This is a genomic window from Erwinia sp. 198, assembly GCF_003937915.1.
GTDB classification, from domain to species: domain Bacteria; phylum Pseudomonadota; class Gammaproteobacteria; order Enterobacterales; family Enterobacteriaceae; genus Erwinia; species Erwinia aeris.
In genome coordinates this window covers 145206-163154 of sequence record NZ_RHUM01000006.1, presented here as the reverse complement: position 1 = coordinate 163154, position 17949 = coordinate 145206, and the positions used below count along the sequence as shown (strand labels likewise).

The following is a 17949-nucleotide window of genomic DNA, read 5'->3' as shown; positions in this document are numbered from 1 at the left end:
TATCTGGTTTCGTCTGAAAACGCCTACACTTATTGATTCCGCTACGAACCGATCCTGCTGGAGGAGAATCCGTGAAGGTTATTCATCTTAACTGTGGCTGTATGTGTCCCGTTGGCGGCGCGCTTTATGACGGTTTCAGCAAAGGCATCCGGGCGCATCTTGCCTGCCATTGCCTGCTTATCGAAACGGAAAACAGCGGGCTGGTGCTGGTTGATACCGGATTCGGTACGGAAGATATGCGCGCGCCCGGCAGCCGCTTAGCCACTTTTTTCCGCGTGATGAACAATATTCAGCGCAAACCCTCTCTGACAGCGCTGTCGCAAATCCTGGCGCTGGGCTACCAGGCCTCGGACGTTCGCCATATCGTGCTGACCCATCTGGACTTTGACCATGCCGGTGGGCTGACCGATTTTCCGCAGGCGCAAATCCATCTGATGCAGCGGGAAATCGATACTTCCCGGCAGCGCGACAGCTGGCTGGCCCGTTCCCGTTATCGGCCTGGCCAGTGGAGCGGCGTCTCAGGCTGGACGGGTTATCACGCATCCGGTGAAAAGTGGTTTGGCTTTGATGCCGTCACCGGTTTAAAAGGCCTGCCGCCGGAAATATTGCTGATCCCTTTGCCTGGTCATACGCAAGGCCATGCGGGAATAGCGGTGCAGACCAATACCGGCTGGCTGCTGCACGGCGGTGATGCGTGGTTTTATCAGCGCGAGCTTGAGCATCCGCGCCACTGTACGCCCGGTCTGCGCTTTTATCAGTGGTTTATGGCCGCCGATAATGACGTCAGACGCGTTAATCAGCAGCGCCTGCGCGAGCTGGCCCGCCATCACTCTGCGGAAATCAGTTTGTTCTGCAGCCATGATTTCCGCGAGCTGGAGCGGAGACGGTTAAATACGCCATGACATGATAGTTCTAAGCTGCCTGTGCGGCGGTGAACTGTTGCCTGACGAGATTAACTCAATGTTTTATAGAATAAATTTACCTTAACCCTGGCAAAACCCTTTTCAGCCACATGATTTGAAAGCAATAAAATCAAGCAGCTGAACTCGCCACCAAAAAAGAGTTTGCCGGACTGACGCTACGCGCTGACCGTAAAGCCAAGCATCATGCCGGTATCTTCATGCTCCAGCAGATGACAGTGCGCCATATAGGCCTGGTCCTTGTCCGCAAGATGGTTAAAGCGCACCAGCACCTCGCTGCGCCAGCCTTCCACCCGAACCGTGTCTTTCCAGCCGCTGCGGTGCGGCGCTGGCGGCTTGCCGTTTTCAGAGATAATACGGAACTGCGTGCCGTGAATATGGAACGGATGCAGCATCTCGTCGCCCTCGCCGGAAATCGTCCACTTTTCCGTTACGCCCTGCTTTACATCGAAAGCGGGCTTGGTCATATCGAAAGCGAACCCGTTGATTTTATTAGCGTTGTGAAAATTGTATTGCTCCGACTGCGGCTGCGCCATCGCGTGGTCTGCGCCGCCTTCCATAGCGTGGCCCTGCATGTCCGCCATCGCCGCGTGGTCTCCGCCCGTGTCCTCGCCGTCGTGCGCATCGCCGCTCATACCGGCCATCGCCGCGTGGCCGTATCTTTGCATCAGTGCCAACATGCCTCGACGATCCAGCTCGGGATCCATTGACAGCTGTAGCCAGCGATTTTTCAGGTTGGCCTGGGCGGGTAGCGGCGGCACGTCCACCAGCTTATCCGGCAGCGACCCGCTGGCCATCACCCGGAGCGGCTGAATGCTCAGCAGCGGCAGCGGCTGGTTGAAAGGCGCCAGCGACATGCCCATCTGCCGCACCGGCAGCGTCTGCAAATCAAACGGCTTACCGTCCAGCGTGTCGACCAGCACCTCGAAGCGCTCGCCCGGCATCATCGACAGCTCGGTCACTTGTACCGGCTCGCCCAGCAGGCCGCCGTCGCCACCAATCACATAGAGCGGACGCCGATCGCTGGCCGCAATATTCAGCGAACGGGCGTTGCAACCGTTGAGCAACCGCAGCCGCAGCCAGCCGCGCGGCACGGCGTGCTGCGGATAAATCGCGCCGTTGGTCAGCATCGTATTGCCGAACCAGCCTACGGCGGCGCTCATCACGTCCAGCTCGTAATCAATTTTGCTGCCGTCCGCCGACAGTTTTTTATCCTGAAGGATCACCGGAATATCGTCGATGCCCCAGATTTTCGGCAGCAGCAGCTTCTCCGTCGCGTCGTCTTTCAGGATAACCAGACCGGCCAGGCCCCGGGCGACCTGGTAGCCGGAGCGACCATGCTGATGAGGATGAAACCAGCAGGTCGCGCCGGGCTGATCGGGGGTAAAGCTGACGGTGCGCGTAGCGCCGGGGGCGATCTGCGCCTGCGGGCCACCGTCTACGCCGCCAGGCAGCTCCAGTCCGTGCCAGTGAACCGTGGTGGCTTCCGGCAGCTGATTTCGCAGGTTAATGGTAACCGGCTTGCCGCGCTCCAGCTGGATCGCCGGGCCGAGCAGGCTGCCGTTATAGCCCCAGGTCGGCACCGCTTTATCCAGCCAGCGGGTGCTGCCCTGCTGCGCCGTTACGGTCATCGCTCCTCGCGCATCCGGCGTTAATAAGGCCGGAATGGGCAGCGCGGGACGCTGTTGCGCGGCCATCAGCGATCGGCTCCACAGGGGTAGTGCGCTGGCCGCGCCCAGCGCGGCGCTCAGCTTTATAAAATCACGACGTTGCATCAGTCTTCCTCGACCCGGCTCTTATTTACTGCCTGCAGCATAAACCCTTCCCCCAAGGGAAGGTCAAGTTTCGCCACGCCCTGCTGGAAAATTGCGTTTTACGGACATTTCTCTGCTGAAATTGACTGTCGGCCGACGGTAACTGTGCTAACGTCAGAGTATTGACACCCTTTGAGTACAGTTATGAAGAAAAGCATCAAGGCTCTGTTGTTACTGGGCCTGTTTGGCTTCTCATCGACAAGTTTTGCGCTGAGCGAGTCGGAAGCGGAAGATCTGGCGGATCTGACCGCTGTTTTTGTTTACCTGAAAAATGACTGCGGCTATCAGGATCTTCCGGACGGACAGATCCGTCGCGCGCTGGTCTTTTTCGCCCGACAGAACCGTTGGGATCTGAGCAACTACAGCAGCTTTAATATGAAATCGCTGGGCGCGGACAGCTATCGCGATTTAAGCGGCATCGCCGTGCCCAACGATACCAAGTGCAAATCACTGGCCCGCGATTCGCTCAGCCTGCTTGCCTACGTGAAGTAACCCCCGCCGTTTTCCGCCGCCAGTTTGACCGTGCAAGCACGGTCAGAGTTGGCTATCATATCGCGCCCATTTTTCGTGGCTGCTACAACCAGGAGAGCCGTACCATGGCCGAAAAAGAGATGTGGTATGAAACGCTTCATACCGGTTTTGGGCAGTATTTTGCTGTCGATAAAATTTTATACCGCGAACAAACCGGACATCAGGATCTGGTTATCTTTGAAAACGCCGAGCTGGGTCGGGTGATGGCGCTGGACGGTGTGGTACAAACCACCGAGCGCGATGAATTTATCTATCACGAGATGATGACCCACGTCCCGCTGCTGGCGCACGGCGCGGCGAAGCGCGTGCTGATTATCGGCGGCGGCGACGGCGCGATGCTGCGTGAAGTCAGCCGTCATCAAAACATTGAACAGATTACGATGGTAGAAATCGACGCAGGCGTGGTGACGTTCTGCAAAGCGTATCTGCCTAATCATAATGCGGGCGCTTATGAAGATCCGCGCTTCAGGCTGGTGATCGACGACGGCGTTAACTTTGTGCGCCAGTGCAATGAAAAATTCGACGTTATTATTTCTGACTGTACCGATCCGATTGGACCGGGCGAAAGTCTGTTTACCTCGGAATTTTATGAAGGATGTCGGCGCTGCCTCAATGAAAACGGCATTTTTGTGGCGCAGAATGGCGTCTGCTTCCTGCAGCAGGACGAAGCGGTCAACAGCCATCGCAAGCTGAGCCACTATTTCCGCGACGTCAGCTTTTACCAGGCGGCCGTACCGACCTATTACGGCGGCATCATGACCTTTGCCTGGGCAAGCGACAACCCGGCGCTGCGCCAGCTGGATACGGCCACGCTTGCGGCGCGTTACCAGCAGGCCGGCCTGACCTGTCGCTATTACAATCCGGCGATCCACACCGGCAGCTTTGCCCTGCCGCAATATCTGTTGAATGCGCTGGCTGACCAGCCGGGCATTTTAAGGGGGTGAACGAAATTGCAAAAGCTTAAACTACATGGCTTCAACAACCTGACGAAAAGCCTGAGTTTTTGTATCTACGATATCTGTTACGCGAATACCGATGCGGAGCGTGACGGCTACATTGCGTACATTGATGAGCAGTACAATGCCAACCGTCTGACGGAGATCCTTAGCGAAACCTGCTCGATTATCGGCGCTAACGTGCTGAATATTGCGCGCCAGGACTATGAGCCACAGGGCGCCAGCGTCACCATTCTGGTGAGCGAAGAGCCGATCGATCCGAAAGATATCGATAAGTCGGAGCATCCTGGCCCGCTGCCGGGGTCAGTAGTGGCGCACCTGGATAAAAGCCATATCTGCGTGCATACCTATCCGGAAAGCCATCCGGAAGGCGGACTCTGCACCTTCCGCGCGGATATTGAGGTGTCGACCTGCGGCGTGATTTCGCCGCTGAAAGCGCTGAACTATCTGATCCACCAGCTGGAATCGGATATCGTCACCATCGACTATCGCGTGCGCGGCTTTACCCGCGACGTGAACGGCGTGAAGCACTTTATCGATCACGAGATCAACTCGATTCAGAATTTTATGTCGGAAGATATGAAGTCGATGTACGACATGATGGACGTCAACGTCTATCAGGAGAACATCTTCCATACCAAGATGCTGCTGAAAGAGTTTGATTTAAAACATTATCTTTTCAATACCCGCCCGGAAGATCTGACGCCGCAGGAGCACAAGCGCATTACTGACCTGCTGTGGAAAGAGATGCGGGAAATTTACTACGGCCGCAATATTCCTTCTGTAGGCTTTAAAACGCTGTAAGAAGCTGGTCTCTACCACGGGCGGCCTTCGGGCGGCCCGTTTCGCTCAGGGTTTTGCCAGCGTCAGCGTAAACGGCTGCCCGCTCAGCGCCTTCACTTCCTGCTCACCCAACAGCTCGTCGGTAATGATATCGGTCAGGCTTTGCAGCGGCGTGGCGCAGAACAGCGACCAGGAACCATATTTGCTGCTGTCCGCCAGCAGCACCCGGCGCCGCGCGTTGATCAGCAAATCCTCTTTCAGCCCCGCTTTTTCTTCGGTCGGCGTGGTGATGCCCTTCTCCAGGCTCCACGAGTTACAGCTGACAAACGCGACGTCCGGGTAGATATTCCGCAGCAGCCTGCGTCCGTGCTCGCCAATGCAGGACTGGCTGGAGTCGTCAATGCGCCCGCCGATAATCGTCACCTCAATCTGCCTGAACTCCGACAGAAACAGCGCAATATGCAGGTCGGCGGTGATCACCCGCAGCGGCAGATGCGTCAGCTGACGCGCCAGCTCCAGCATGGTGGTGCCGGCATCCAGCACCACCGCGTCGTTGGCTTTGACCAGGCTGGCCGCCGCCAGGGCGATAGCCTGTTTTTCCGTAAGATGACGCTGCATCTTTTCCAGCGTGGTGGGCTGAGCGGGAATAAAGCGGTTAAGGGTAACGCCACCGTGCGTCCGGCTGATTACTCCTTCCCGATCCAGTTTGATCAGATCCCGTCGGATCGTAGCGGGCGACGCGGAAATCGCCGCCACCAGCTGATCGACAGTCACCAGATTATGACTTTTCAGATAGTCCATGATCTGGTCAAGGCGACTTTGTCCCTTCATAGGTCCTTATGCAAGCTGCATCGCTAGCTGAATGGAAATCGCCATGCTCTCAGACTTCGCTTTACCTGTCCAGGCAATATCAAACGCCGTGCCGTGGTCGGCCGAGGTGCGGATAAACGGCAGGCCAGCGGTGATATTCACGCCGTCGTAAAAGCCCAGCAGCTTGAGCGGAATATGCCCCTGATCGTGATACATCGCCACCACGATATCGTACTGGCCTTCATAGCACTGCAAAAATACCGTATCCGGCGGGCACGGGCCGAAGGCGTGCACGCCCTGCACTTTCATGGCTTCTATGGCCGGGCCGACGATGGCGATCTCTTCGTCGCCGAACAGCCCGTTTTCGCCCGCGTGCGGATTAACGCCCGCCACCGCGATGCGCGGCTTGTCGTAGCCAACGCGCCTGAGGAAGGTTTCCGCCATGCCGATCACCGTCTCCACCCGCTCGCGGTTAAGCGTATCCAGGAACTTACGCAGCGCGATATGCGTGGTAACGTGGATCACCTTCAGGCGATCGGTGTAAAGCACCATCGCGTAGTTTTTGCTGTCGGTCAGCTTCGCCAGCAGCTCGGTATGACCGGGATAGAGATGCCCCGCCGAATGCAGCGCCTCTTTGTTCAGCGGCGCGGTGGCGATAGCCTGCACTTCGCCCGCCAGCGCCAGCTCGGTCGCGCGCTTCACGCAGCGGTAGGCCAAATCGCCTGCGGCTACCTGCACCACGCCGGGCTTTAACGCATGGGGATCGGCCAGCGGCTCGTCGATAACGTTAATAATGCCCGGCGCAAAGCGCGCTTCGGCCACGCTGTTAACTATCCGCAGCTCCGCCTGTGGCGTAATGCCCATCGTCATAATCCGCCGCAGCGTGCTGGCGCAGCCCACTACCACCGCAGGCGCGCCGGCAAGCTCGCCCTCCGCCAGGGATTTGATGATTATTTCCGGGCCAATACCTGCCGGATCGCCCATGGTAACCGCAATAATTTTACTCACTCGCCTTCTCCTCAATAAAACGAAAAACTTCTACCAGGGTGTTTTCATCACCAAAACCGCCAGCCTTGGTAAGCACCAGCAGGCTGTCGTTACCTTGCAGCAGATGGCCGTAAGGCACGCAGCCCGCCACCTGCCCTGAAATCTGAAAGCCCTGCGCGCCCAGCCCGCGCGCCACCGCTATCGCCACGTCGCCGCCGGAGAGATAAAGCGCCGACGGCGTGACGTCGCGCAGCACGTCGGCGGTCAGCGCCGCCAGATAAGCGCAGATCTGTTCGCCAAGCTGCTGGCGGCTGAGATCGAGCCGTTCGCACAGCGAGGCGATCGCCTGACGCTGCTCCGCCTGCTGGCAGGTGCGGATCACGCAGTGTCGGCCCTGCTGTAGCGCCTCTGTCACCGCCTGTCGCCAGCGCTGTCCCGGCGCGCCGCCGCTAAAAAGCTGACTGATATCCACATCGATCAGCCGGATTGCCTTTTGCCGCATCAGCTGCGTTATCTGCCGCTGCGCGACTTCACTCATCGAGCCTATAACCGCCAGCCCGGCCTTTACCGGCACGGGCTGGCCTGCCGTCCCGCCCGGTGCCTGCTGCGCCAGCCTCGTCAGCCGCCTGCCCAGCGCGTCGCTCAGCCCGGCGGCACCCACCAGCAAAGGGCGCTCTTCCAGCTCGTCCGCCGCCTGCATGATGCGCTGCAGATCGGCATCCGTTTGCGCATCCAGCACGAGCAGCCGCTTGCCGTCAGCAATAGCCGCTTCGATCCGCTCCCGCAGATCCGCCTGCGCCGACAGCGGGATCAGGCCAACCGGCAGCGTGGTTTGCTCGCCAAGGCGCGCCGCTATGCTGGCACTGCTTACCGGCGTTTTAGGATCGCTGGCATATTCCGTTTCCGTCAGCAGGCGGCCATCGATATAGCAGCAGCCTTCTACGGTGGTACGGCCCAGCGCGGGCACCGCTGGCGCTATCAGCGCCACGCGTTTATCGCCTGCCAGCAAGGCCGCTTCAATTTCCGCGCCGGGATTACCGCGCAGCGTCGAGTCGATTTTTTTAAACAGCCAGCCGTTGCGGGCCACATCCCTTCTGCCCGCTATCGCCGCAGCGGTACGCCGGGCGGCCTGTTCCGCGCTGGTCGCCCGGCTGTCGGTATTAACGACCCAGGCATCGGCCTGTGCCGCGCCAGGCGTAGCCGCGTCAAACAGCACATGAACCCGCGCGCCGACGTTGGCAAGCCCGACCCCGGCATCGTTCGCGCCGGTAAAGTCATCCGCAATCACCAGCACAGGCATCTTCCATTTTGTGCGCATCTTCATCACTCCCTAAGTTCGACAAGCCGGTTTTCATTGAGATTGATTATATTCAATCACAATTGATTATATGTGAGCACGGTCAAATTAATCAAAATCAATTTGCCCTATAAATTCCTCCTGCCTGCCGCGAATAAGCAGGTTAATGACCAAATGTAATCAATTCACCCTCAGCCAGGACAGGACTTATGACCATTAACAGCACCGTGATTGCTGGTTACCAGGCGCTTAGCGACATCGGCTATCTGTTGCAAAACCATCGGCACGTGCTGCTGGTGACGGATAAAAACATTGTCGGCATTCCGGCGGTGCAAACGCTGATCCAACAGATTGGCAGCAGAGCGACACTGAGCATTGTGGACAGCGTGCCGCCGGAGCCGAGCCAGCATGACGTGGCGGCGATAATGGCGTCGCTGCCGGGGAAAAAGGTGGATATGGTGGCTGGCGTCGGCGGCGGCAGCGTGCTGGACGTCGCCAAACTGCTTTCCGTGCTCTGTGCCGAGGACGCGCCTTCGCTGGAAGCGCTGCTGGCCGGTGAAAAACCGCTGCGCCGCACGGCCTCGCTGTTGATCCCAACGACCGCAGGCACGGGTTCCGAAGCCACGCCAAACGCGATCCTCGCTATCCCGGAGAAAGAAACCAAGGTCGGCATTATTTCGCCGGTGATGCTGCCGGATTACGTGGTGCTGGCGCCCGAGCTGACCACCAGTATGCCCGCGCATATCGCCTCTTCCACCGGCATTGATGCGCTTTGCCATCTGATTGAGTGCTTCACCGCCACCGTCGCCAATCCGGTCAGCGACAACTATGCGCTGATCGGCATGAAAAAGCTGTTCGCCAGCCTGGAAAAGACGATTGCGGAGCCGGATAACCTGGCGGCGCGTCTGGATATGCTCTGGGCATCGTATTACGGCGGCGCGGCCATCGCCCATGCCGGTACGCACCTGGTGCACGCCATGTCCTATCCGCTGGGCGGCAAATATCACCTGCCGCACGGCGTGGCGAACGCCATTTTGCTGGCACCCTGTATGCGTTTTGTCCGTCCTGCGGCGGTCAGCAAGTTCGCTCAGGCTTACGATCTGCTGCCGAACGCCGACACCTCGCTGAGCGAAGAAGCGAAATCCGTGGCGCTGGTCGACTATTTCGCCGCGCTGGTGAGGCGTCTGAAGCTGCCCGCCAGTCTGGACGAACTGGGCATCAACGCCGACCATCTACCTTATCTGGTCGAGGCCGCGCTCGACGTACAGCGCCTGATGAAAAACGTGCCGTGCGCGGTCAGCGCCGACGACGTGCGCAAGGTCTATCTGACCCTGTTTCCGACCCTGAATCCCTAACCGAATAATGAGGCCCTGATGAACATAGTCACCGGCGTACTGACCGCTATCGTCACCCCTTTTACCGCTGACGGCGACTACTGCGAGCAGGCGATGCGCCAGCAGATCCAGCGCCAGCTTGCCGCTGGCAACGGTATTTTTTGCGGCGGCACCAACGGCGAGTTTTTTGTGCTGAACGAACAGGAAAAGCTGGCGGTCACCGCCACCTGCGTGGAGGAAGTCGCGGGCAAAGCGCCGCTGGTGGCGCACGTGGGCGAAATCTCCACCCGCGAAACCATTCGCCTGGGCAAGCAGGTCGCCAGAATGGGCGTGGATGCCGTTTCGGTTATCACACCTTACTTTGTGCCGCTAAAGCAGGAGGAGCTGATCGCCCATTACGAGGCGGTCGCCGACGCGCTGGAGGTGCCGGTCTTTCTGTATAACATTCCGGCCCGCACCGGCAATACGCTCCAGCCGGAGACGGTGCGCAAACTGGCCGCGCATCCCAATATCGTTGGCATCAAAGACAGCGCGGGCAGCTATGAGAGCCTGAGCGGCTTTTTGCAGGCGGCGCAGGGCGCGGAAAATTTCAGCGTGCTGAACGGCCCGGATTCACTGATCCATCAGGGCTTTGTTGACGGCTGCTCCGCCTGCATCTCCGGGCTGGCCAACGTCGCGCCGAAAGAAATCAACGCCATTTGGGCGCGTTTTAACGACGGCGATATCGAAGGCTCGCGCCGCGCGCAGGAAAACGTGACCGGCCTGCGCACCGACCTTTACAACGTCGCCTTCTCGCCAGCGGCGGTGAAAAAAGCCGTGGCGCTGATGGGCTATGGCGTGGGCGAAAGCCGCTATGCCGTGCGCTTCAGCGCCGAAGAAGAGCAGCGTATTCGCCAGATCGTTAATCAGTACACCCGGTAACCCGACCGTGGCGACGCGGCTAAAATGACCGCGCCCCGCTTCGTCGACCCTTTATTTTGCGGCGCGCCCGCTCTTCGACCAGGACAAGCAAAATGAAAGTGATCTGTACCTCGCCCTCGTTTGCCAAATATGACGCGCAGCCCATCGCCACGCTGAAGGCGCAGGGTTTTGAGCTGATAACGCTGCCCGCCGACGCGTCGCTGGACGCGCTGATGCCGCATCTGGCCGATACGGTGGCGATGATCGTGGCCTTTACCGAGGTCGACGACGCGCTGCTGGCGCTGGCGCCGCAGCTGAAAATTGTCTGCAAGCACGGCGTCGGCGTGGACAATATCGATCTCAATGCAGCTAAGGCGCGCGGCGTGACCGTTACCAACGTGCCGGACGCCAACAAGCATGCCGTGGCGGACTTCGCCTTTGCGCTGATCCTCAACGCTGCCCGTCAGGTGACGCAGGCGGTGACGGAAACGCGCGCCGGAAACTGGCCGCGTATTTTCGCCACCGACGTCTATGGCAAAACGCTGGGCATTGTCGGCCTGGGCAATATCGGCAAGCAGGTCGCGCTGCGCGCCAGCGGCTTCAATATGCGCGTGCTGGCTTTTGACTACTATCCCGACGAGAAATTTGCCGCCGAACATAATATCCGGTTCGTTTCTCTGGATGAGCTGACCGAACAAAGCGACTTTATTACGCTGCACACACCGCTGACCGCAGAGACTCATAGCCTGTTTGATGCCGCGCGCATCCGCAGCATGAAGCAGTCCGCTTTTTTAATTAACGTCTCACGCGGCGGCGTGGTGAACGAAAGCGATCTGTATCACGCGCTGGCCGACAACCTGATTGCCGGTGCCGCCGCAGACGTATTCGACCACGAGCCGCTGGAACACCATCCGCTGTTTTCACTGCCTAATTTTATGCCGACCTCGCATATTGCTGGCTATACCGACGGCGCTATCAGCGCCATCGGCGAGCGCTGCGTTCAGCAAATTATTCAGTGCGTTAAACAACAGCAGCGGCCGGTAAATGCCCTGTAGTCAAACGCGGGACGCCGTTTCCGTCCCGACTTAAAAAGCCGACCGTCGAGTCGGCCACTAACCTCTGACCGAGCCAGGACGATGAAAACTGCAAACCCAACCCGTATCCGCTGGTGGATCGCTGGCCTGATGTGGCTGGCTATCGCCATTAACTATATCGACCGCACCGTGCTGTCGGCCGCCGCACCGCACCTGATCGACGAGCTGAAGCTCAGCCCCGAACTGATGGGCTTTATTATGGCGGCGTTCTTCTGGTCCTATTCGCTGTTGCAGATCCCGGCGGGCTGGTTTGCCGACCGCTTCGGACAGAAAAAAGGGCTGGGGCTGGCCGTTGCCTGGTGGTCCATCGCTACCTCCATGATGGGGTTGGCGACCGGCTTTAAATCGCTACTGGCGCTACGCCTGGCGTTAGGCGTCGGCGAAGCGGCCGCCTATCCCAGCAATGCGGGCATTACGGCGCGCTGGTTCCCGGATAAAGAGCGCGCCACCGTCTCTGGCCTGTTCGACAGCGCCTCTAAATTCGGCGGCGCCGTGGCGATGCCGCTGATCGTCTGGATGATCTATCTGTTCAACTGGCGCCTGACCTTTCTGATTATCGGCGCGGTCGGGCTGCTGTGGGTGATCGCCTGGTATTTTATCTATGCGGAGAACCCGGAAGAGCACAAAGCTATCAGCGCTCAGGAAATCAGCCTGATCCGCGACGGCCAAGCCCGTAAGCACGGCGATAAAAACGTTCGCCCGATGAAGTGGTACAAGCTGCTGCGCTACCGCAACATCTGGGCCATGTGCATCGGTTTTTTCACCATCAACTACACCTCCTATTTCTTTATCACCTGGCTGCCCACTTATCTGGTGAAAGAGAAAGGCATGGATTTTATCAAGATGGGGATGATCGCCGCCCTGCCGCTGCTGTGCGGCATGATTATCGAAGTGGCAGCGGGCTGGGCTTCCGATCGGCTGGTGCATAAGAAGGTGCTGTCACTGACCGCCACCCGCAAGCTTTTCCTGACTGTCGGCCTGCTGATGGCGCTCTGCATCGGCTTTGCGCCCTTTACCGATTGCGTGTTTATGACCGTGTTTCTGCTCTGCGTGGCGAAGTCCGGCACCACGGTAGCCGCCTCGCAGGTTTGGGCGCTGCCCGGCGACGTCGCACCGAAAAACAGCGTCTCTATCGTGGCCGGCTTGCAGAACACCGTTTCCAATATGGGCGGCGCTATCGGGCCAATTGTGACCGGCGCTATCGTCGCCGCGACCGGATCTTTTACCTGGGCGCTGGTGTTCTCCGCCGCGCTGGTGATGATTGGCATCCTTAACTACCTGTTTTTGATGGGTAAAGTTGAACCAATTAACGACGAAGAGCCCGCCTCGTCGCCCCAGGCAGTAGCGAGTCGGACATAATTTTCAGCCCGTGCGACAGTATGCAGGCCGTACGGGGATCTACCTCCAGCGCTTTCGGCGCTTAACCCTACAAAGGCGTGAAAAGAGCCGCAAGGCCGACGCGTCTGCTCATAGTGAGGCATCACAATGAAAGCGTTTTCTACTGAAGGCACGTTGATTATTATCTGTATGGTGGTCGCCTATATTTTATTTACCACCTGGCTGACTTACCGCTTAAGAAGTAAAAGCTCCGGCGACTTTATGGAAGGGTCGCGCGCCATGCCCGCTTTTATCGTGGGTATTATGCTGATGTCAGAATATATCGGCGCCAAATCCACCATCGGCACGGCGCAGGCCGCCTTTGAGGATGGCTTTGCCGCTTCCTGGTCGGTCATCGGCGCGGCGATTGGCTTTCCCATTTTCGGGCTGCTGCTGGTCAAGCGTATCTATAATACCGGCAAGATTACTATTTCCGGCGCGATAGCGGAAAAGTATGGCAGCACCACCAAGAATATTATCTCCATTATTATGATTTATGCGCTGCTGCTGGTGAACGTAGGCAATTACGTCAGCGGCGCGGCGGCTATTTCCACCGTATTAAAAGTTAACCTGCCCGTTGCGGCCTTTATTACCGCTATCGTCAGCACCTTCTATTTTGCCTTTGGCGGCATGAAAGGCATGGCGTGGGTCACCATGCTGCACAGCGCGCTGAAATATGTCGGCATCCTGATTATTCTTGGCGTGGCGCTGAAAATGACCGGCGGTATCACGCCGATGGTAGAGAAAATGCCCTCCTTTTACTGGACGTGGGACGGCCACGTTGGCGCCAGCACCATCGTCGCCTGGCTGATTGGCACCATCGGCTCGATCTTCTGCACCCAGTTTGTGATTCAGGCGATCTCCTCCACTAAAAGCCCTGCGGCGGCCAGACGCGCCACCTGGGTCGCCTTTTTCTTCTGCCTGCCGATCGGCATCGCTATTGCCATGATCGGCGTGGCGGCGAAATATCTGCATCCCGGGATCAACAGCCTCTATGCGCTGCCGGTGTTTTTGCAGGATATGAGCCCGTGGCTGGCCGGGATCGTCACCACGTCGCTGGTCGCGTCGATCTTCGTCAGCGTCGGCACCGTGGCGCTGGCTATCGCGTCGCTGATTGTAAAAGATTTCTATGTGCCGTACCGCAATCCCACGCCGGAGCGCGAATTCAAAATGACCCGCTGGCTGTCGCTGGCAATCGGCTTTGCGCCGCTGGTCTTTGTGCTGTTCGTGCCGGAAGTGCTTAAGCTGTCGTTCTTTACCCGCGCTATTCGCCTGTCGATCTCCGTGGTGGCGATCATCGCCTTCTATCTGCCGATGTTTAAAAGCGCGCGCGGCGCAAACTGGGGGCTGATTGGCGCCTGCGTAATGACCTCCGTCTGGTTTGTGCTGGGCGATCCGTTCGGCATTAACAACATGTATATCGCGCTGATTACGCCAGCGGTGATCATGGCTATCGACTATATGATCCCGAGCCGTCAGAGCGTGAAGAAAACCGACAACCGTATGCAAAAAAGTGGAGTCTGAGATGAGTGAAACCCTGACCGTAGAACGCAGCGGCCTCGTGCAGCGCACGGATAACGCCTCGCGACTGCGCAGCGCCATGCTGCCCTCGCCCTGCCCGCAAAATCACGCGGCTAATCTGCTGCCTTTGCCGGATGGCGATCTGCTTTGCGTCTGGTTTGGCGGCACCCAGGAAGGCATTGCCGATATCTCCATCTGGTGCTCGCGGCTGGCGAAAAACAGCGAGCGCTGGAGCGAACCGCAGAAGCTTTCCGACGACAGCAGCCGCTCCGAGCAAAATCCGGTGCTGTTTTTAGCGCCCGACAACGTGCTGTGGCTGCTGTGGACGGCGCAGAAATCCGGCAATCAGGACACCGCCATCGTGCGTTTTCGTCAGTCGCGGGATTTCGGCAAAAGCTGGGGGCCGATCGCCACGCTGCTGGACAAGCCCGGCACCTTTATTCGTCAGCCGATTGTGGTGTTAGCCAACGGCAACTGGCTGCTGCCGGTGTTCTACTGCACCACCCGGCCCGGCGAAAAATGGGTCGGCAACGAGGATACCAGCGCGGTGAAAATCTCCGCTGACGGCGGTAAAACCTGGCGCGACGTGGCCGTCCCGGAAAGCACCGGCTGCGTGCATATGAATATTACCCTGCTGAAAGATGGCTCGCTGCTGGCCCTGTTTCGCAGCCGCTGGGCGGATAATATTTACGCCAGCCGTTCCGTTGATAACGGCGAAAGCTGGTCGGCGCCGCAGCCGACGGAACTGCCGAACAATAATTCATCAATCCAGGTCACGACGCTGACCAACGGCGATCTGGCGCTGGTATTTAACGCCATGAGCGCCGAGGGCGCCAGCGAGCGGCGTCTTTCCCTCTACGATGAAATTGAGGATGAGGAAGGCGATACTGCCGTTGCGCCCTTGACGCACGCCGGTAAAACGGCGTTCTGGGGCGCACCGCGCGCGCCGATGACGCTGGCGATTTCCGCAGATGGAGGCCGCAGCTGGCCGTGGCAACGCAATCTCGACGAAGGCGACGGTTACTGTATGACCAATAACTCGCAGCAGAAGCTGAACCGCGAGTTCTCCTACCCCAGCATCAAACAGGGCATCAATGGCGAACTGCATATTGCCTACACTTATTTCCGTCAGGCGATTAAATACGTCTGCGTGGACGAGGCCTGGGCTAAGGAGGCGCAATGATTACCGGTAATTTGTCGACGCTGACGATGGCGACGCTTCCGCCTGTGCTTGCCGGGTTACTAGCAAGGCCGGAACATCGTCTTGCGGCGCTACAGGCGCGTGATGACGGACGCATTCAGCCTGAGGGGGAAAGCTGGTTCTGCACGCTGAGTCCGGCGTGCACCGCACCGGCGGAAACGCGGCATACCGAATTTCACCGGCAGTATCTGGATATTCAGATCCTGCTGACGGGCGAAGAGATCGTCCACTTTTCCTGTGCCGATGCCCGTAACCAACAGGCGGAAGAGCGCAAGCCGGATCTGTTTATCGTTGACCAGCCGCAGCTGCCGCACTCGGTGCGTTTGCAACCCGGTGATTTCGTGATTTTCTATCCTGGCGAAGCGCATCAGGCGCTTTGCGCGGCTGGCGAAGCGGCAGCGGTACGCAAGTCGGTATTTAAGATCCCGCTGGCGATGCTGGAGTCGCGCGCATGAGCCGTCACGCGTTGATCACAGGCGTCAGTTCCGGCATTGGCGCCGCCATCGCCGATAAGCTGTTGCAGGAAGGCTGGCGCGTAACCGGGCTGAGCCGCACGCGGGTAAAGCGCGACAGCGACGCTTTCGTCTCGCTTTCGGTAGATCTGTTTGACACCGCCGCGCTAAAGCGGGCGCTGGTCAGCCTGCCGCCGGTCGATGCGGTTATTCACGCCGCAGGCATGATGAAGGCTGCGCCGCTGGGCGATCTGGATGAGGATACGAGCGAAAAGCTCTGGCAGCTGCATATCCGGGTAGCGGAAGTGCTGGCGAACCAGCTGGCGTCGCAGCTGCCCATGGGCGGGCGCATTGTACTGATCGGCAGCCGCACTTCAACCGGCGCGGCGGGACGCAGCCAGTATGTCAGTACCAAATCGGCGATGAAAGGCATGGTAAGAAGCTGGGCGGCGGAGCTGGCGCCGCGCGGCATTACCGCGAATATTGTCGCGCCGGGCGCAACGGCGACGCCGATGTTAAGCCAGCCGGGGCGGGAAAGCTCGCCGCCGCAGCTACCGCCGATCGGGCGTTATATCCAGCCGGAAGAGGTCGCCGCGCTGGTCGGCTACCTGCTTTCGTCTGCTGCCGATGCCATCACCGGTCAGGAGCTGGTGATTTGCGGCGGGGCATCGCTGTAGCCGAGGTTTTAAGGGCAAGCCGCCGCCAGCGGCAGCTCCTTTAGTCTCAGGGAATATGGCGACGATCGGAAATGCTATAGCGCCTGCCTGTTTTTTATTCAGCATGGAAAGGGGAAAACAGGGCGCTCCTGAATATCCTGGGTTCCGGTGCAGTACCTGACGGAATAACCTTATCATCACGCGAGATACAAAGCGCTATCGGCCAGGCGGCGGCGGGCGACCGCGTCGTTACCCCTGCCGGGCGCTATTGCCCGCTGTTTTTAAAAATTTGCGTTGCTGCCGCAAAAGATTTAACGGCAAACCGTGCGCCCGCTCTGTATCCCTCGGCTGACTATTGCTCCGCCTTTTGAGCAGTAACGTTCTGCCTGGCTATCCAGGAGGTAAACAGTGGGGTAAAAATGGCCGTCGCGATCACAGAAGCGGCAATCAGCGGCGTAGCGGCGGAAGCCACGTGAAAAAGAGAGGGATCGGCTTGCGCAATCGCCAGCGGCGTGGCGACCGCGTTCCCCGCCGTACTTGAGGCCGCCGCGCCGGCTACTCCCGTTCCGCCAACGAGGCGATCGATTCGAACGTTAAAAAAGCCGCCGAAAAAGGTGGTCAGCAGGCCCAGCGCAACGCCGGCGAGGCCGCCTTCAATCAGCATCGCCAGATCGATCCCCGTGCCCAGCGCAAAAGCGAAGAAGGGGATCAGCAGCGGCCCGCCAGCGGTAAGAAACTGACGCATATCGGCATCAAGATTTCCCAGCATCATGCCGACCAGCAGCGGCACAATGACGGCAACCAGCGCCATCAGCGGGACCGCAGCCATTCCGGCCGCGCCCAACGCAATCAGCGTGAAAAAGGGGCCATCGCTCAACGTCATCAGCGGGATCGCGCCAATATCGCTTTCGCTGCCGAACTCCCCGACCAGCGCCGCATAGAGACCGCCGTTAGCATTGCTCATCGCGGCAATAATCGCTACGCCGCTCAGCCCGCAAATACCTTCCGTCCCCACGAATTTATCGACAGCAAACCCAAGCGCCACCGCAACAAGCAGCTTAACCAGCGTAATGCTGCTGCCCTGAAGAATGGCGCGAGGCGCCGCGCCAAAACCGATGCCGGCTCCCATGCAGATTAAGAACGCGCCTATAAGCGGCGCGGCGCCCTGTTTAAACAGGGCCGTGGTGAAGCCGCCGATTTCCAGCAGCTGTGGTGCGAAGGTATTGATGGCGGTTCCGGCCACCAGCGGCACGACCATCATGCCGCCGGGGACTTTTTCAATCATCTTTTTCAGTTTCATCAGCGTCCTGCCTCGT

17 protein-coding genes are annotated in these 17949 nt (G+C 58.9%); 12 read left to right on the top strand and 5 right to left on the bottom strand.

Annotated features, from left to right (window positions below):
- Positions 1–71: 71 nt before the first annotated feature.
- Entirely contained in the window at positions 72–902 is an 831-nt protein-coding gene (locus tag EGK14_RS10480) for an MBL fold metallo-hydrolase (protein ID WP_125289043.1), read from the top strand.
- Positions 903–1078: 176 nt separating this feature from the next.
- Here the strand turns inward: EGK14_RS10480 and cueO are convergent, their stop codons facing one another.
- A complete protein-coding gene (gene cueO / locus EGK14_RS10475) occupies positions 1079–2695 on the bottom strand; it encodes a multicopper oxidase CueO (RefSeq protein ID WP_125289042.1) in 1617 nt (538 codons plus the stop codon).
- Positions 2696–2878: 183 nt separating this feature from the next.
- Here cueO and EGK14_RS10470 point away from each other — a divergent pair, with 183 nt between their 5' ends.
- The 3 genes from EGK14_RS10470 (at position 2879) to speD (ending at position 5025) form a co-directional block, all read left to right on the top strand.
- Positions 2879–3226 (top strand): YacC family pilotin-like protein, encoded by a 348-nt coding sequence (locus tag EGK14_RS10470; RefSeq protein ID WP_125289041.1) that lies wholly within the window; start codon positions 2879–2881, stop codon positions 3224–3226.
- Between the two features lie 104 nt (positions 3227–3330).
- Positions 3331–4209, top strand: a complete 879-nt coding sequence (gene speE / locus EGK14_RS10465; RefSeq protein ID WP_125289040.1) for a polyamine aminopropyltransferase — start codon at positions 3331–3333, stop codon at positions 4207–4209.
- Positions 4210–4215: 6 nt separating this feature from the next.
- Entirely contained in the window at positions 4216–5025 is an 810-nt protein-coding gene (speD, locus tag EGK14_RS10460; RefSeq protein ID WP_125289039.1) for an adenosylmethionine decarboxylase, read from the top strand.
- A 45-nt stretch (positions 5026–5070) separates the two neighbouring features.
- On the opposite strand, the gene EGK14_RS10455 is transcribed toward speD, so the two are convergent.
- From EGK14_RS10455 to EGK14_RS10445, 3 genes are read right to left on the bottom strand one after another with little or no spacing between them, the layout of a single operon-like run.
- Positions 5071–5835, bottom strand: a complete 765-nt coding sequence (locus EGK14_RS10455) for a DeoR/GlpR family DNA-binding transcription regulator (protein ID WP_125289038.1) — start codon at positions 5833–5835, stop codon at positions 5071–5073.
- 6 nt (positions 5836–5841) lie between these two features.
- Complete coding sequence (locus EGK14_RS10450) at positions 5842–6822, bottom strand: D-threonate 4-phosphate dehydrogenase (protein WP_125289037.1); 981 nt, start codon at positions 6820–6822, stop codon at positions 5842–5844.
- Positions 6815–8119 carry a four-carbon acid sugar kinase family protein gene (locus EGK14_RS10445; protein WP_125289036.1) on the bottom strand — a complete coding sequence of 435 codons (1305 nt, stop codon included), beginning with the start codon at positions 8117–8119 and terminating at the stop codon, positions 6815–6817. The genes EGK14_RS10450 and EGK14_RS10445 overlap by 8 nt, the downstream gene beginning before the upstream one ends.
- Before the next feature lie 188 nt (positions 8120–8307).
- Between EGK14_RS10445 and EGK14_RS10440 the strand changes: the two genes are divergently transcribed.
- From EGK14_RS10440 to EGK14_RS10405, 8 genes are all read left to right on the top strand, one after another.
- Complete coding sequence (locus tag EGK14_RS10440) at positions 8308–9453, top strand: iron-containing alcohol dehydrogenase (RefSeq protein ID WP_125289035.1); 1146 nt, start codon at positions 8308–8310, stop codon at positions 9451–9453.
- An 18-nt stretch (positions 9454–9471) separates the two neighbouring features.
- Complete coding sequence (locus EGK14_RS10435; protein WP_370256267.1) at positions 9472–10353, top strand: dihydrodipicolinate synthase family protein; 882 nt, start codon at positions 9472–9474, stop codon at positions 10351–10353.
- 92 nt (positions 10354–10445) lie between these two features.
- Positions 10446–11387 carry a phosphoglycerate dehydrogenase gene (locus EGK14_RS10430; protein WP_125289033.1) on the top strand — a complete coding sequence of 314 codons (942 nt, stop codon included), beginning with the start codon at positions 10446–10448 and terminating at the stop codon, positions 11385–11387.
- A gap of 81 nt (positions 11388–11468) precedes the next feature.
- Positions 11469–12785 (top strand): MFS transporter, encoded by a 1317-nt coding sequence (locus EGK14_RS10425; protein ID WP_148101249.1) that lies wholly within the window; start codon positions 11469–11471, stop codon positions 12783–12785.
- A gap of 126 nt (positions 12786–12911) precedes the next feature.
- The gene (locus tag EGK14_RS10420) at positions 12912–14327 is read left to right on the top strand and encodes a sodium:solute symporter family protein (protein WP_125289032.1); all 1416 of its coding nucleotides are present in this window, start codon (positions 12912–12914) and stop codon (positions 14325–14327) included.
- A gap of 1 nt (position 14328) precedes the next feature.
- Positions 14329–15507: an exo-alpha-sialidase gene (locus EGK14_RS10415; protein ID WP_125289031.1), complete on the top strand. Its 1179-nt coding sequence runs from the start codon at positions 14329–14331 to the stop codon at positions 15505–15507.
- Complete coding sequence (locus tag EGK14_RS10410) at positions 15504–15980, top strand: YhcH/YjgK/YiaL family protein (protein ID WP_125289030.1); 477 nt, start codon at positions 15504–15506, stop codon at positions 15978–15980. The genes EGK14_RS10415 and EGK14_RS10410 overlap by 4 nt, the downstream gene beginning before the upstream one ends.
- Positions 15977–16654 (top strand): SDR family NAD(P)-dependent oxidoreductase, encoded by a 678-nt coding sequence (locus EGK14_RS10405; protein WP_125289029.1) that lies wholly within the window; start codon positions 15977–15979, stop codon positions 16652–16654. Before EGK14_RS10410 ends, EGK14_RS10405 begins: the two co-directional genes overlap by 4 nt.
- A gap of 331 nt (positions 16655–16985) precedes the next feature.
- On the opposite strand, the gene EGK14_RS10400 is transcribed toward EGK14_RS10405, so the two are convergent.
- The gene (locus EGK14_RS10400) at positions 16986–17933 is read right to left on the bottom strand and encodes a 2-keto-3-deoxygluconate permease (RefSeq protein WP_125289028.1); all 948 of its coding nucleotides are present in this window, start codon (positions 17931–17933) and stop codon (positions 16986–16988) included.
- Positions 17934–17949 lie beyond the last annotated feature (16 nt).